The sequence below is a fragment of the Nocardia vinacea genome, from assembly GCF_035920345.1.
GTDB lineage: Bacteria > Actinomycetota > Actinomycetes > Mycobacteriales > Mycobacteriaceae > Nocardia > Nocardia vinacea_A.
The window spans coordinates 2,301,391-2,315,978 of sequence record NZ_CP109149.1; the positions used below are offsets into that span (position 1 = coordinate 2,301,391).

A 14,588-nucleotide genomic window follows, 5' to 3' on the forward strand; every position below is an offset into this window, starting at 1 on the left:
GTCTCACTCTTTGTAGCGCAGGTCCGGTGGACCGGGCGACGGGCCGAGGGCGCTGAGTCGGGCGTTGTAGAGCTGCTGCCAGGTGCCGTCGCTGCGGATGCGTTCCAGCACGCCGTTGACGAAGCGGACCAGATCCGGATGCCCCTGCGCGATGCCGACAGCGTACGCGCCGGTGCCGATCACCTCGCCGACGATCTCCAGATTCCGGTCCTGGGCCACCAGGCCGACCAGGATCGGATCGTCGCCGCTGATCGCGTCCACGTGGCCCTGTTGCAGCGCGGCCAGACAGTCGGTCCAGTTCGACGCGCCCAGGATGATGGGCCGCTTGGGCAGACTGAACAGCGGTCCGGGCGAGGTGGTGCCCCGGGTGACACACACCCGCTTACCACCCAGGTCCGCGCCCGTCCGGATGCCGGAGTTGCGGGTGGCCAGAAGGCGTTGGGTCGCACGGTAATACACACCCGAGAAGTCGACATCGCGGCGCCGCTCACAGGTCGCCGAGAAGGTGCGCACGATCAGGTCGACCTGTTTGTTCTGCAGGGCCGGTATCCGCTCGGCCGCGGTGACCGAACGCAATTCGATCCGGTCCGGATCACCGAAGAGGGATCGGGCGATCTCGCGCGCAATATCGATATCGAAGCCCTCGAGCTGTCCGGTGCCGGGATTGCGGAAGCCGAACAGGTAGGTGTTCTGATCCACCCCGACCCGCAGTTTGCCGTTGGCGACGATGGCCGCCATGGCCGAACCCGACGGCATCGCACCGGGACTCGGCAACTGCCCGGGACGCAGGGTGGCTTCCGGATCGCAGTTCCCGCCGGATTCGGACTGCGGTGGCGTAGTGATTTCGACGAGATCGGGTTTGGGGTTGACCGCGGCCACATTCGTGGACGCCGGGGCCTGGATGCCGGAACCGCATGCGGTCACCAGCGCGCTCATGGCGACCAACGCCATCCATCCGAAGCCGGACCGCCGCAGAGGGTTTCGCCGTCTCACAGGAACTCCTTCACCCGTGGCCACAGGCCGGTGACGGTCGAGGCCGCAGCGCCGAACAGCAGCACCAGTGTCCCCGCGGGGCTGAGCGTGAACGTCGCACCCGCCGAGTCGACCCCGTCGCGCAACTCACCGCGTTCCTGGATGAGGTTGTCGCGCAACAGCTGATCGAGATGGGCGAACAACGTCGCCGAGGTGTCCGGACCGGTGCCGATGGCCTGCGCCACGGCCGCGGGATAGTTCGCCGCCTCGTAGGCCTCACGCTGCTTGGCATGTCCGGCGGTCCAGCCGAGCACGCTCCGCGCGGCCGCGGAATCGGGTCCGGCTGCCGTCGCCAACCGATCCGCCAGTTCGGTGGTGTGCTTGCGGTAATCGGTTTCGCTCGTGGTGATATCGCCGCGGGTGATCAACTCCAGGGTTTCGTCGGTGCGCGCTTGCTGGGCCAGGATCCTGGCCTGGGTCAGGGTTTCGAAGCGACTGGTCGCCCCGGATTTGCCGGTATCGAGTGCGGCCGCGGCGATGATCGTCGCGGCGACGACCCAGAACAGCGCGAGGGCGGTCGCGCCCGCGGCGACCGCGAGACCGAGGTTCATCCGGCGATTTGTGCGGCGCAGCAGGACGAAAGTGCCGCCGCCACAACCGATGAGCACCAGCATCAGCAGCACGATGGTCGCCCACGGCAGCGCGCCGATATCGTGCTGATCCTGGCGCAACGCCGCCATGCGGTCCTTGCTGAGCGTTTCGGCGTTGGGCAGCAAGGAATTCTGCATCAACAGTGAGGCCTCGCGCAGATAGGACGAACCAACCGGGAAGCCCTGCCGGTTGTTTGCCCGTGCCGTTTCGACCAGGCCGGTGTAGGCGGGCAAGTCGGCGGCGATCTTGGCGACGATATTCCTGGTCTGCTGATCGGCTGCCCCGGCGGTCGCCTCCGCGAGTGCGGACGCCGCTTCGGCGAGTGCCTGCTGATACTGCCCGCGCACCTCTGGTGATTCGATGCCGCCGGACAGGAAGGCCGTCGCCGCGGACGCGTCTGCGGCCGACAGCGCGACGTACAGGGTCTGTGCGGCGTAGGCCAGCGGTTCGGTGTGTACCAGCACGGTATCGCGCCGAGCGATCTTGCCGCTCAGTTGATCGGCCGAGGTCAACCCGGCGAGCACACACAACACCACGGTTACGACGGCGACCGCGCCGATGGCACCCGGAGTCGTCCCGGCGAAGCGCCGTAACCACGCACCCCCGTTGCGCATGGCCGCCGGTAGGCGAATCTCCAACACCGTCCCCCTTCGATCTACCCGGCCGGTGTTCCCGATCGCGATAGTACGGGAGGGAATTCGGGTTTGCTGCCCATCGCGCCGGGGGTATCGAAATCCGAGGTCAATCCGAGGTCACATCGAGCAGCGGTGCGAGGCTGGGAGTCCAGCGCGGGTACTGGGTGAAGATATCGCCGAAAGACCTCGACGGCTTGCCCAGCGGTAGGCCCGCCGACTTGTCTTCGCGCAGCTCGTGCTGCAGCGATTCCACCGAGCGCACCAATCCGGTATGCAGACTGCGCTGTTCGAGAACGGCGCTGCGGCCGGTGATCCCGATCGCGCCGATCAACGCACCCGAGCTGTCGCGTACCGCCGATGCCACACAACTCCAACCGACCGCCGTTTGCTCACGTTCGTGCGCGAATCCGGTGTCGCGGGCCTCGTCGAGCAGTGCCCGCAGTTTGCGCGGATCGGTCACCGAATACTGGGTCAGCGGTGGCCAGCGCATGGCGAGGATCTGTTCGGCCTGTTCTTCGTGCGCGGCGATCTGCAGCCGCCCCGCGGCGGTGAGGACCATACTCGGCCCGAAGGAGGCCATGCTCGGCCAGTTCTGCCGCTTCATCACCTCGGCGTAGTTGCGGCCGAACGCCGAACCGTTGAGGGTCAGCTCACCACCGTACAGGCTTGCGCACCAGACGATTTCGCCGCGAGTGCGCATATACAGGTCCTGGATGTAGGGCTGCGCGGTGAGGACGAAACCGTGCTGCTGGGCCGCGCGCAAACCGTGGTAGATCAGCAGCGTGCCCGCGCGATAGCCATCCCGGGTCAGTTCGAGCATGCCGCGTCGGGCCAGATCGTTGGCAATGCGGCGGACGGTGGGTTTCGGAATGCCGGTGTGCTTGGTCAAGGTGGCCAGCGACACCGGATCCCGGGAATCGGCGACCGCCTCGATAATCGCGACGGCGCGCCCCACCACGGTTTTGTCATCGGGCATATCGCACCGCCGAGGCGACCGGAGCACAGCGGCGACACATCATGTCGACCTTCTCGGGAATTGGGAACCGGCCGCGCGAGAAATGCGCGGTTGCGATGAGTGTGCGACCGCATCGCCACGGGTGTCAAACCGATACCACATTGGACGGCCGTTGGTTATTCGTTGGTCGGTGCCGCAAATCTCAGGGGGCACGAAACGTACCGACCCGTGTTCGGTACCGACCCCTAACGCACCCCTATCCAACCCTCCAGCGTCGCACCCCGAGGCGACCGTAATCAATGCACGCACAGCCAATTTCGATGAACGTGTCACTCAGTGATACGGCGGGGATGTTTCCGCACCGGATTTGCCGGACGCTGATTCCAGGTCCCGTCCACCGGGCTCGGCGCGCAGGAAAGTGAACCCAGTGAAGTACCTACTCACCGCCGTTCTCGCGGTGGTTGCGGCGGCCGCGGTATTCCTTGCCGTCGGCGGATCGAATCTCGATATCCATCTGCCGCATGGGGATCAGGCCTCGGATCAGGATCAACCCACCGGCAAGAGCACCGGACCGTCTGGTGGAAAGGGCAATTCGAACGCGAACAACAATTCCCGTGTAATCGACCCCACCGGCCCGACCGGGCCCACGGGGACACCGGCGAAGACCACAAAGCACACCGTTGTTTTCGATGTGACCGGCAGCGGCAAGGTCCGCGACCTCAGCTGGAGCGACGGCGCCAACAGCTACCTCGCTGCGGGCGCCACGACACTGCCGTACTCGCGCACCCTGGTCAGCAACCGGACCAGCGGTTTCGTCGTCTTCATCGAGGGCACGCCCGATCCCGTCGGCGCGGCCCACTGCAAGATCACCGTCGACGGCAAGGTCGTCGCCGATCAACAGTCCACCGCCCGCGGAATGTTGTGCCGCGCAGAAATTTCCAACTAATCGGAGCCAGGTATGCGTGAGGATACTCGTTTCAAACTCACCCAGGCCGGAGTGAGCGCCAGCCGGGTGTTCCCGTTCTATGTCGTCTGCGACGTCTCCCGTTCGATGTGGGATCCCGGGTGGACCAACCAGAAGATCACGCCGCTGGAGACGGTGGAGCAGGCGCTGCCGGATATGCTCAATGTGCTGGAGGAGGATCCGACCACCTATGACACCGCACATCTTTCGGTAGTCGCCTTCGGTGATTCCGCCGTCGCGGTGCTGCCGCTGACCCCGCTGCGGGTCGACCCGTCCATTCCGGCGCTGCCACGCCAGGGCGCAACCGACTACGCGGACGTATTCCGCTATCTGGACCGGCAATTGCGCGGCGACCACAAGCGTTTCGCCAGCGCCCGACTGGACACCTACACGCCGGTGATCTTCTTCCTCACGGACGGAAATCCGCAGGTGCGCGGCAAATTCCAGCCCGACGAGGTCTGGGTGCCGGTACGTGCCGGACTGGAGGCGCCCGGCCACCCGTTCCGCCCGGTGGTGGTGGCCCTCGGCATCGGTGATGTGCGCGAGGACACGGTGCGGCAGTTGCGCTCACGCAATCCGGTCGGCGTCGCCTGTGTCGCCGAGGGCAGTGTGGCGCCAGGCGATCTGTTGCGCGCCATCATCAACAGCATCAAGTTCTCGATCAGCAGCAGTGTCGGGCAGGGCAGGTTCCTGTTCCGTACGCCCCTCGGTATGCGGGAACTGGACTGAATAGTCATGACGCTGGACACGTTTCGCCGCCGACCCATTCTGCTGGTGGCCGGGATCGCACTGCTGGGTGCAGTGCTGTCGATCATCGTGCAGTTCCTGGGCGACAACGATGCCGACGAGTGGACGACGACGGACGCGGTCGCCAAGGTGGTCGATGCCGGGGTCTCCGGCTGCCCAGCGACGGCCGCGAAGCCGGAAACCGCTGTCGCCATATCGAATTCGCCGGTGCGGGCGCAACTGGTCAACAAGGCGGGCGATACCTGTGTATTGATCTCGGGGGCCCCCATCAAGCTCCCGCATGGGTTCACACCGCCGTCGGGGCAGCAGATGGTGCGCGATGTCGACGGTAACGAAGTGAACGTCCGCCCTTCCGGTACCGCGGGTGATCTGCTCATGGTCTCGATCCTCGCACCCGCACACAAGGACTCCGGATCGTGGCTGCCAGCAGCTCTCATCTGTTTCCTGGCCGCGACGGCGACCGGAGCCGCGGTCCTGCTGGTGCGACCTGGAGCTGATGTCCGGGCACCCGAACACCAGGAGACCGCGCGTCGAGATGACCCCGAGCACACCGAGTCCGCCCGTCCGGTGGAACTGCCCGCCCTGACCACCTCGGGCGTGAGCGGACTCACGGTCGACCGTGGCCGCAGCGGCCGCTACGACGTGTATGCCGCGACGCAGGTGGGACTTTCGCACGCGAAGGACGGCAACACCCGCGAGGACGCCTACGCCATCGGCGGTGATCCGGATCGCGGCTGGGTCTACCTCGCGGTCGCCGACGGGCTCGGTTCGGCCGCCAATTCCCATGCCGCCGCCCAGCGCGCGACCCGCGCCTGCCTGACGCTGCTGCACCGGTACGCGAGTTCGCTCGATCGCATCGGCTATCCGTCCACCTGGGAGCCGCTCGCCGCGGAGATCACCGCGAAGGTCGCCGCCCAACTCGACGCCGGGTCGGTCGACGAACTGGCCGCCGAGCTCGATTACCGCAGCCCGCACGGCGCGGGCGATAACAAGCGCACCTCGATCCCGGCCTGCACATTGGCCTTCGCCGCGCTCGGTCCGGTATCGGCGGACGGCTATCCGCTGGCCTGGGCGACCGTCGGCGATTGCGATCTGCTGCTGGTGGATCTCAATTCCGGTGCCACCAAATGGCTTACCCAGCACGCGACCAAGCGCGGAATGATCAGCAATGTCACGCCGTCACTGCCACGCGATGCTGATCGGGTGATCGCCGGACTCACGTTCGTGCCGTCGAATCTGATGGTGGTGCTGGCCAGTGACGGGATGGCGGATGCGATCCGGCTGGTGCCCGAACAATTCGCCACGCTGCTGCCGCAGATCGCCGGGCCGCGGCCCGCCGAGCATGTTTTCGGTCAGCTCGTCGGCTTCGACCTGCCCGGCCTGCACGATGACCGCACCATCGTTGCGGCCTGGCCGACACGCGGGCGCGGGCCCGCCCTGGAAAGACGGTAGGTGGGGGCAATGACAATGCCGGGGTGGTCGGCAGCCGGTCGTACCGAGTACCGCGTGGACGAACTGCGCATCGTGGGCGACTTCCCGTTGGGTGAGGGCGGTTCCGCGCAGGTGTGGCGGTGTACGACACCGGATGAGGTGTCGGTCGCCTTCAAGCGCTATGACCGGGATACGGTGCGCCAATTGCAGCCGGAGGTGCTGCGCGAGTTGATCGGCCGGCCGCACCGGCTGGATCAGGACGACCGGAAGCGGCTGCTGGAGCTGTGTGCGTGGCCGCATGCCGTGGTCGTCGAAAACCAAACGGTGGTAGGCACTCTCATGCCGCTCGCCCCGCGCGAATTCTTCTTCGAATCGCACACCGGGCCGCAGCCGCGCGCCTTCACCCGGGTCGCGGTGCGGGTGTCGGATGCGCAGAAGCGCCGGCACACTTATTTCGACTTCCCGCACAAGATCGCGCGGCTCGGGCAGTTGCTGGTGGATCTGCAGTTCCTGCACGACAACGACATCGTGGTCGGGGATCTGCAGCCGAACAATATTCTGACCACCGACGCGCGCCCGGTCGACGGTATCGTCTCGGCGCACAATTACTTCCTGGACTGCGATTCCTTCCTTATCGGCGGCCGCGGGGCGACCCCGCGATTGGATCCGCTGCCGTGGCGGCCCCCGTATCCGGTGCAGCAGTTCACCGCGACCACCGATCTGTTCAAATTCGCACTGCTGATGATTCGTTGCCTCGCCGAGGATCTGGCCGCGAATCAGCTCGACTATCGGCAGTACGCCCAGTTGCTGCCCAGCGGGGATTTCCAGAAGGTCGACCGGCTGCTGACCACCCCGCACCCGGATCTGACCTCGGCGGATCTGCGGGCGCTCGCGCTGGCCTGGCAGTCGGTGGTGCGCCCGGACGGTCGGGTGTATCGGCGGACCGACTTCGCGCTGCGCGAACCCTGGAACGAGCACACTCGCGCTGCACACTTCGCCGGGTTCAGCGTGCCCACACCGACGAGTAGTGCACCATCCCAGGGCATTTCACCCATGGTGGTCCTCGCGTGGGTCGCGCTGTTCCTCGTGCTGCTCACCATCGTTATCGCGCTCGCCTGATCGGAAACGAACCGATGTCCGAACCTGCACTCCTGCTCACCACCGGTGCGATCCGCCACCGGATCTCCGGGCGTACCCATTCCCTCGGCTCCGGATCCGGCGCCGACATTTCGGTCAGCGACGACGGACCGGCAGGCCAGTGGCTTCGGTTCCGACATGTCAACGGATGGGCCATCCGCGCCGTGGATCCGACGATCGAGGCGACCCTCGATGATGTGCCGATCGGCCCACGGAACTGGACGGCGATCGAGGGTGTGGGAGTGCACGAACTGCGGATCGTGGTGCGCGGTCGGATATTTCGCCTCGTAGTAGCGAATGCGGATGGTAGTGGGAATGTCACGCCGCGGCCATCGGCCCCGGCGGACCCACCACAACCGAAACGCAGCCCACCGCAGACGCCTCCTCGGCGAGCGCGCGTCGTCAATGCCGCGGACCGGACGATCATCGATGCGCCGCCGCAATCACCGCCGGTTGTCGATCGGACTCCCCCGCGACAATCCGTCCCGCCAGCCCCCGGACGCCCGGGATCCTGGTCGGTGCCGAGTGATCGGGTCCTCGCCATCGGCCGCGAGGGCGGTGACGCGGAAATCGCCCTGCCTGGACTGGATCTGGCACATCGACATGCGACAGTGCGCTGGACCGGGCGCGCTGTGGAGTTGCGTGGACTCGCCACCAACGCACGTCCGTTCGTCGACGGCAAGCCCGTACTGCACGCCCGGCTGCGGGTGGGCGAGCAATTCATGTTGGCACACCACATCTTCGAAGTATCGGGCCCGGCGCAGCTGACACTGGTGCCTGCCGCCGTGATCGCGCGGGAGCCGCTGCTGCGCTTCGACGGGGTGAGCCTGCGATATCGGGGTCGCACCGAACCCACGTTGCGCGATCTGACCTTCGAACTCGGGCGCGGCGAGGTCCTCGCCGTCATCGGACCGTCCGGGGCCGGGAAGTCCACCATGTGCGCCGGGCTGCTCGGCGAGGTCGCGCTGGCGGCCGGCTCGTTGCGGCTCGGGCAAGTCGACCTGGTCGCCTCCCGCATGCAGGCCAGTCATCTGGTTTCCTTTGTGCCGCAACAGCCCGCCATGTTCGGCGACCTCGCGGTGCGCGACGCACTGCTGTGGGTTGCGGGCCTGCGCACGGCCAGCGATACCACCCGAACCGAACGGGCGGCCCGGGTCGACACCGTGATCGCCGAGATGGAGCTTGCGGGTGAGGTCGGCAAGCGGATCGACACGCTGTCGGGCGGTCAGCGCAAGCGCGTCTCGACGGCCATGGAATTGCTCAGCGATCCGCAGTTGCTGGTACTGGACGAGCCGACCTCCGGCTTGGACGAGGGCTTGGACCGCGCCATGATGCAGCGGTTGCGGGTGGTCGCCGAAACCGGTTGCGCGGTCATTGTCGTCACCCATTCGATGGTCAATGTCGACTGCGCCGACAAGGTGCTCGCGGTGACCGGGCGCGGGCGACTCGGCTTCTTCGGGCCACCCCGTGACCTGTTGGGCGCCTTCGGCGTCGACAGCTACGCGGAGGTGATGGACCGGTTGCGCACCGATCGGCAGGCCGGGCAGCCCGCCGCACCCTCGATCCCGCAACCGGCCGAGCATGCGGTCCCCGCGCCGATGCGTGGTTCCCTGCACCGGCATCTGCCGCGCCTGATCGGCCGGGAATGGGCCCGCCAGCGCAATGGAATCCGCACGCTCGCACTGGGTTCGGCCGCGGGCATCGGATTGACCACCATGCTCGGTGCGGCCGCTTCCGACAAAGGGCTCGGTGGTGATCCGCGTGCGGTCAGTTCGGTCATGATCGCTTTGATCGTCTGTCTCACCTTCTTCTCGATGGCGCAATCCTTCGCAGCCATCGTCGATGATCGCGTGGTCATCGAACGCGAAGCGCGCTGGGGCATTTCGGCGGCGTCGGTGGTGTTGGCGCGTGCGATCACCTGTACACCGCTCGCGGTGCTGCTGGGTGTGGCATCGACCATCGGATACCTCGGTATCAAGTCCGGCCCCGCGAAACCGGTGCTGCCGCAGCCCTACGGTCTGCTGCTGTTCGCGATTACGCTGCCGCTGGCCGCGATGGCACTCGGACTGCTGGTGTCGGCATGTTCGAAATCATTGCGCCAGGCGGTTTTCGTGCTGATGGGCGTGCTGGCGCTGCAGGTGGTGATGACCGGGCTCGCACCGCCGTTCGAAGGCACGCCCGGTGCGGTACTGCGGACGTTCGCCTATGCCGCGCCGTCGCGGTGGGCGGCGGCCGGGCTCGGTGCCGATATCGGACTCACCGATGGGGCGGATCCGCCACCGGGGCAGCAGAAGCCGTTCGCCGATTTGATCTGGACCCACGATCTGCATCACGTCGAGACGGCCGCGGCGGTTCTTGTCGTGATCGCGATCGTCGCCACCGCATTGACCATTCGGGTGCTGCGGCGACAGCTGATGGCCCTGAAATAGAGCTCGTCCGCCGCACCCCGTCAGGTCCAGCAGTCGCCGGAGCCAGACGGAACGCGTCCGACGACGGTGCGTACCGGACGGATTCCGGGCGGAACCATTACATTGCGGACAAACCAACAGTTCACCTTCCAGCCGAATTCGCTGTGGTACTGCACGATCGATGGTGCCGGATTCAAGTTGCGCACCGGAGAAACCGTATGGCTGAGCGGAATCGATTCCCTGGGATTCGGTGCGGCGGACGGTGCGGAGTTACCGGTGACCTACCGGCCTTTGCCCGCGAAAGGCGGTGGCACCCAGATCTTTCCTGGTGCCGCGAATGTGCAATCCGGCTCCGGTCGCATGTCTGCGGTCTGTGAATTCTTCGTGGTGAATCGGCGCGAGCGATATATGGCCGGCGAGCTGATCGGTATCACCTTCGATTCGGAGACTGAATCGCAGAACTGATCCGCGTGCGGCGAATCATCAATGTAGTGCGATGAGCCGGAATGTGATCACGAGCGCCACAACTGATATCACGATCGAAATCCAGCCGAGCCGGATCCAGTGTGCGGCCGATGCGGGTGGTGCGACGAATGCGCGTCGGGCATGAATTCGTTCTCTGAGTCCGCGCATGATCGCGACCGGCCCCAATACGAGGCCGAATCCTGAGAGCGACAAAAGAGTTATGAGCACGACCATCGGTGTTCGGGCATCTGGATCGCGTTTGGGGGCCGGCGGACCTGGCGGCACCTGGTTGATGACAGGCCGATCGGCTGGGGTAACCACAATGTTGCGTGGCGACGTGGAGCGTCTACGTTGCGGCTCGGTGGACCGCACCAGCCTTTCTTCGGCCGCTACGAGTTCGGTGACCTCATTCGATGCGGGCACGCTGTCGGGCCGGCGCGAGGTGACTTCGTCGGCCGCGGTGACCTCGTCCGCCTCCTCGTTCGGTGCGATGACCTCATCGGCCGGTTCCGCAACCGTTTGCCTGCGCCGCCCGCTCCGCTCGTCCCTGGCTTGTGCCGCAAGGAAATCCATCAATTCACGGGCCGTCGGCCGGGCATCGGGATCCTTGGTCATCGCCGCGAGGACCATGCGCCGGTATCGGCCGGGCACCTCGGTGAGATCTGGATCGTCGCGAATGATCCGCGCTATTACCGCCGCCTGGGTATCGGCGTGGAACGGTGGCCGGCCGGTGGCCGCGAAGGCGACCAGCGCGCCCCAGGCGAAGATATCCGCGGGCGGTCCCACCTGCTGGTTGCCGAGCATTTCCGGCGGCATCCACGCCAGTGTCCCGATGATGCGTCCCGGTTCGGTGAGGCGGGTGGCATCGATAACTCGGGCGATACCGAAATCGATGACCTGCGGGCCGTCCCACGTCAGAATGATGTTGTCCGGCTTCAAATCCCGATGAATCACATCCGCGCCGTGTATACATTCGAGTGCTTCGGCGAGCCCGCTCGCGAAATCGTAGAGCTGTGCCGACGACATCGCGCCACGTTCTCGAATGGCCTCTGCCATCGATTCCCCGGATACGAAGGAATTCGCCAGCCACGGCCGCTCGGCGTCGATATCGGCGTCCACCACCTCCGCGATGCGCCGTCCGTGCACCCGCTGGGCCGCGGTGACCTCCTGCCGAAATCTGGCCCGGAACTCGGGATCCCGCGCCAATTGGGTATGCGGCATTTTTATCGCGACCACAGTGCCATCCCGGCCGAATCCCTGGAATACGACACCCATTCCACCCTCGCCCAGGCGGCCGTGTAACACGAACGTACCGATAGCCGTTGGATCATCCGGCAACAATGGTCTCAGCATTCTCCCTCGCCGATTACGCTGAGCTGTCGTAGTTTTCGGAGTTTAGCACTGTCCGAGGGCATTGTCCGACCACATTTGGTTCCCCGTTGGTGTATGCAACTCGTCGACTCGGCGGAGAAGTACGGCACCGAGGCGGACCGCCTCAACTGGTGGGTCGGCGGCACCAAGCAGGAAACGGGGTTCCGGTAGTCATCGCGCGGAAAACAACGACAATGGCTCGACCAGCAGCGATGTCGGGTTGCTGGTTCCGAATTGATGGGTGCTACGCGCGCGGCGTGGAGCCGCTGATGATGCGGTGGATGGTGGAGCGGCCGACGCTGTATTCCTGGGCGAGGTCGGCCAGACTCGCGTCGTCGTGGGGGTCGTGGTAGCGGCGGTGGATCGTTTTCCGTGCTGTGAGAGGTAGTTTCGGCTGTTTGCCCTTGAGGCGGCCCTTCGCGCGGGCCTTGGCCATGCCCTCGCGGGTGCGCAGGTGGTTGAGGTTGGCCTCGAACTCGGCGACCATGGCGAGGGTTTGCAGGAACAGCTTGCCGAACGGGTCGGCCCAGTCGTAGACCTGGCTGCCGAGCCCGAACAGCACGTCGCGCTGGCGCAGGCTGGTGAGGATCTCGCCGGCCTCGGCCATGTTCCGTGCGAACCGGTCGAACTTCGTGGTGGTCAGCACGACTTGTCGTCCGGTGGTCCGGTGGCCGCGGCGGAGGCGACCGCGGTGAGCGCGTTGTCCAGGCCGGTCCGGTTCTTCCTGGTGGTGCCGGAGAACCCCTTGTCGATGAAGATCCGCTCGCGCGGTACTACGAGGGCGAGCAGCTGTTCGGTTTGGATCTCGACGTCTTGTTCGTCGGTGGAACAACGCACTATCCGACGCGGAAGGGCTCGATCACGTCGGAAATCGTTCCACAGGAGGGGGGTTCACCGGAACGGTTCGCGGAACAGCTCTACAGAACAGTGTGACCAGGGCCGGAATCCTGCGGCGGTGCTGTTCCGTAGGCCGATCGGCTAACGGAACAGCACAGATCGGGTTACCGGGCGGGTCTAGCGGGACTTGGCGGCCGGCTCGCAACGGTCGTGGTTGCTGAGTCCCGCGAGGACTATCCGCAGGTTGCGACTCCATTGACCGCTGTCGGCCTGAAGGCCAATGGTATGCGAGTCGGTCGAGACCCCGGCCAGCAGGAACGCCACGTCCTGCCAGGCGATGTCCCGCCGCATCCGCCCGGCGGACTGCGCGGCTTCGACCAGACGCCTGATCCTCGTGCGTATTTCGGCAAGCAGTCGATCCAGGCCCGGGATACCGGCACCGCCCAACGCTTCATTGACGCCACAGCTTTCCGCGCGCAGTCGCACGTACACGGAGGCGAAGTCGGTGAACCCGCGCCAGGGATCGGTGTCAGCAAGCGCGCTATCGGCGGTGGAGATCATCTCGCTCAGCACTTCCTCCAACACCACCTGCAGCAGCGTCTCTCGCGAGGGGATTCGCCGATAGAAGGTGCCTTTGCCGACTCCGGCGCGCTGGGCGATTTCTTGCGCGGTGACTTCGACTCCGACCTCGGCCAATGCCGACCGTGCCGCGGTGACCAGGCGCTCGACGTTGCGGCGGGCATCAGCGCGGGGGATCTGACCGCCCTCGCCGGAGAGTAGTCGGTCTACGGCACTGGTCACATCCGCCAGCTTAGCAACTGGACTCACCGGGTCCGCTTGGGTATAAACGGACTTTATAGGTCCGTTTATGTGAGGAGTGACCATTGGATCCCATTCGAGTAGGCATTGTGGGCGCGAGTCCCGACCGGGGCTGGGCTGTGCGTGCACATGTTCCCGCGTTGCAGGCGCTCGAGGACTTCCGGATCACCGCAGTCGGCACCAGCAGGGCCGACAGTGCACAGCGTGCGCGGCAGCTGTTCGGCGCGGCACATGCCTTCACCGATCCTCGTGAACTGGCCGAGCATCCCGAGGTCGATCTGGTGGCGATCACGGTGAAGGTGCCCGCGCACGCGGAGCTGATCCGTGCTGCGGTGGCGGCAGGTAAACACGTCTATTGCGAGTGGCCGCTTGCACTGAACGCCGCCGAGGCCGAATCGCTGACCAGGCTCGCCGAGGACGCGGGGGTGCGCCATGTGGTCGGCCTGCAGACCCGATATGCGCCGGCGGTCGCGCGAGCCCGCCAACTGCTCGCGGAAGGGTTTGTAGGGAGCCCTGTTTCGGTGACCGTGTACTGCGCACGTCAGATGGGTGCGGGCACGCACGTGCCGGGTTGGGCTGCCTACACCCTCGACCGGAGCACAGGCGCGGGCGTCGTCGAGGTCGTCGGCGGGCACACGCTCGATGCGGTCGAATACCTGATCGGCGATTTCACCGATCTGTCGGCCCGGCTCGCCGTTCGCCATCCGCATGCGGTCATCGAGGACACCGGTGAGGCAATCGAGGTCACCAGCCCGAATCATCTGCTGCTCGACGCCGTCACGGCGCAGGGAGTCGTGATCTCGGCCCACATCCACGACTCCAAGGTCACCAACGGCCGCACCAGGATCGAGATCTCGGGCACCGCAGGAGATCTCGCGATCGTCTCCGGCGCCAACGGCCCGGGCGGTATCTCGCTGAGCGAACTGCGCCTGTTGGGTTCTCGCGGCGAAGGTGAATGGCAGCCGCTGCAAGGTGACGATCCGCTGGCGGACAAACCGTTCGGCACCGAAGTCGGCAACGTCGCAAGACTGTATGCGGCTGTGGCTCACGATGTTCGGACCGACACCACGACGGTCCCAACCTTCCAGGATGGGGTCCGCATGCACCGCCTGCTCGACACCATCCGCAGCTCGGCAGACACCGCGACACGGTTGTCGATCTCTTGAGCGAGGACCTGTGCCTTCATCGCAACCATG

Annotated in this window: 14 protein-coding genes; 7 read left to right on the forward strand and 7 right to left on the reverse strand. The window is 65.9% G+C overall.

Translation table 11 applies throughout. The features are described from left to right. Nucleotides 1-3 precede the first annotated feature (3 nt). The 3 genes from OIE68_RS10880 to OIE68_RS10890 form a co-directional block, all read right to left on the reverse strand. Entirely contained in the window at nucleotides 4-993 is a 990-nt protein-coding gene (locus tag OIE68_RS10880) for a glutamate ABC transporter substrate-binding protein (RefSeq protein ID WP_327099258.1), read from the reverse strand. Further along, the gene (locus OIE68_RS10885; protein WP_327099259.1) at nucleotides 990-2,264 is read right to left on the reverse strand and encodes a hypothetical protein; all 1,275 of its coding nucleotides are present in this window, start codon (nucleotides 2,262-2,264) and stop codon (nucleotides 990-992) included. The genes OIE68_RS10880 and OIE68_RS10885 overlap by 4 nt, the downstream gene beginning before the upstream one ends. A gap of 100 nt (nucleotides 2,265-2,364) precedes the next feature. Next, nucleotides 2,365-3,234, reverse strand: coding sequence for an IclR family transcriptional regulator (locus OIE68_RS10890; protein WP_327099260.1), 870 nt, complete (start codon nucleotides 3,232-3,234; stop codon nucleotides 2,365-2,367). A gap of 406 nt (nucleotides 3,235-3,640) precedes the next feature. Here OIE68_RS10890 and OIE68_RS10895 point away from each other — a divergent pair, with 406 nt between their 5' ends. The 6 genes from OIE68_RS10895 to OIE68_RS10920 all read left to right on the forward strand — a co-directional run bounded on the left by OIE68_RS10895 (nucleotide 3,641) and on the right by OIE68_RS10920 (nucleotide 10,365). Then, nucleotides 3,641-4,159, forward strand: a complete 519-nt coding sequence (locus tag OIE68_RS10895) for a hypothetical protein (RefSeq protein WP_327099261.1) — start codon at nucleotides 3,641-3,643, stop codon at nucleotides 4,157-4,159. A gap of 12 nt (nucleotides 4,160-4,171) precedes the next feature. Further along, on the forward strand, nucleotides 4,172-4,906 hold the full coding sequence (locus OIE68_RS10900) for a vWA domain-containing protein (RefSeq protein ID WP_327099262.1): 735 nt from the start codon (nucleotides 4,172-4,174) through the stop codon (nucleotides 4,904-4,906). 6 nt (nucleotides 4,907-4,912) lie between these two features. Beyond that, complete coding sequence (locus tag OIE68_RS10905) at nucleotides 4,913-6,376, forward strand: protein phosphatase 2C domain-containing protein (RefSeq protein ID WP_327099263.1); 1,464 nt, start codon at nucleotides 4,913-4,915, stop codon at nucleotides 6,374-6,376. A gap of 9 nt (nucleotides 6,377-6,385) precedes the next feature. Next, nucleotides 6,386-7,474, forward strand: a complete 1,089-nt coding sequence (locus OIE68_RS10910) for a hypothetical protein (RefSeq protein ID WP_327099264.1) — start codon at nucleotides 6,386-6,388, stop codon at nucleotides 7,472-7,474. A gap of 14 nt (nucleotides 7,475-7,488) precedes the next feature. Further along, complete coding sequence (locus tag OIE68_RS10915) at nucleotides 7,489-9,921, forward strand: ATP-binding cassette domain-containing protein (protein WP_327099265.1); 2,433 nt, start codon at nucleotides 7,489-7,491, stop codon at nucleotides 9,919-9,921. 102 nt (nucleotides 9,922-10,023) lie between these two features. Beyond that, nucleotides 10,024-10,365, forward strand: coding sequence for a hypothetical protein (locus OIE68_RS10920; protein WP_327099266.1), 342 nt, complete (start codon nucleotides 10,024-10,026; stop codon nucleotides 10,363-10,365). An 18-nt stretch (nucleotides 10,366-10,383) separates the two neighbouring features. Here the strand turns inward: OIE68_RS10920 and OIE68_RS10925 are convergent, their stop codons facing one another. The 4 genes from OIE68_RS10925 to OIE68_RS10940 all read right to left on the reverse strand — a co-directional run bounded on the left by OIE68_RS10925 (nucleotide 10,384) and on the right by OIE68_RS10940 (nucleotide 13,374). Further along, nucleotides 10,384-11,718, reverse strand: coding sequence for a serine/threonine-protein kinase (locus OIE68_RS10925; protein WP_327099267.1), 1,335 nt, complete (start codon nucleotides 11,716-11,718; stop codon nucleotides 10,384-10,386). Between the two features lie 262 nt (nucleotides 11,719-11,980). Next, complete coding sequence (locus tag OIE68_RS10930) at nucleotides 11,981-12,382, reverse strand: recombinase family protein (protein ID WP_327099268.1); 402 nt, start codon at nucleotides 12,380-12,382, stop codon at nucleotides 11,981-11,983. Continuing rightward, nucleotides 12,376-12,573, reverse strand: coding sequence for a recombinase family protein (locus tag OIE68_RS10935; RefSeq protein WP_327099269.1), 198 nt, complete (start codon nucleotides 12,571-12,573; stop codon nucleotides 12,376-12,378). The genes OIE68_RS10930 and OIE68_RS10935 overlap by 7 nt, the downstream gene beginning before the upstream one ends. A gap of 177 nt (nucleotides 12,574-12,750) precedes the next feature. Then, a complete protein-coding gene (locus OIE68_RS10940) occupies nucleotides 12,751-13,374 on the reverse strand; it encodes a TetR/AcrR family transcriptional regulator (protein WP_327099270.1) in 624 nt (207 codons plus the stop codon). 83 nt (nucleotides 13,375-13,457) lie between these two features. On the opposite strand from OIE68_RS10940, the gene OIE68_RS10945 reads away from it, so the two are divergent. After that, nucleotides 13,458-14,558 (forward strand): Gfo/Idh/MocA family oxidoreductase, encoded by a 1,101-nt coding sequence (locus OIE68_RS10945; protein WP_327099271.1) that lies wholly within the window; start codon nucleotides 13,458-13,460, stop codon nucleotides 14,556-14,558. Nucleotides 14,559-14,588: the final 30 nt, after the last annotated feature.

Coding starts and splice junctions, on each gene's coding strand:
- OIE68_RS10890 (WP_327099260.1), bottom strand. CDS start 3,234: ATGCCCGATGACAAAACCGTGGTGGGGCGCGCCGTCGCGATTATCGAG.
- OIE68_RS10925 (WP_327099267.1), bottom strand. CDS start 11,718: ATGCTGAGACCATTGTTGCCGGATGATCCAACGGCTATCGGTACGTTC.
- OIE68_RS10915 (WP_327099265.1), top strand. CDS start 7,489: ATGTCCGAACCTGCACTCCTGCTCACCACCGGTGCGATCCGCCACCGG.
- OIE68_RS10900 (WP_327099262.1), top strand. CDS start 4,172: ATGCGTGAGGATACTCGTTTCAAACTCACCCAGGCCGGAGTGAGCGCC.
- OIE68_RS10910 (WP_327099264.1), top strand. CDS start 6,386: ATGACAATGCCGGGGTGGTCGGCAGCCGGTCGTACCGAGTACCGCGTG.
- OIE68_RS10905 (WP_327099263.1), top strand. CDS start 4,913: ATGACGCTGGACACGTTTCGCCGCCGACCCATTCTGCTGGTGGCCGGG.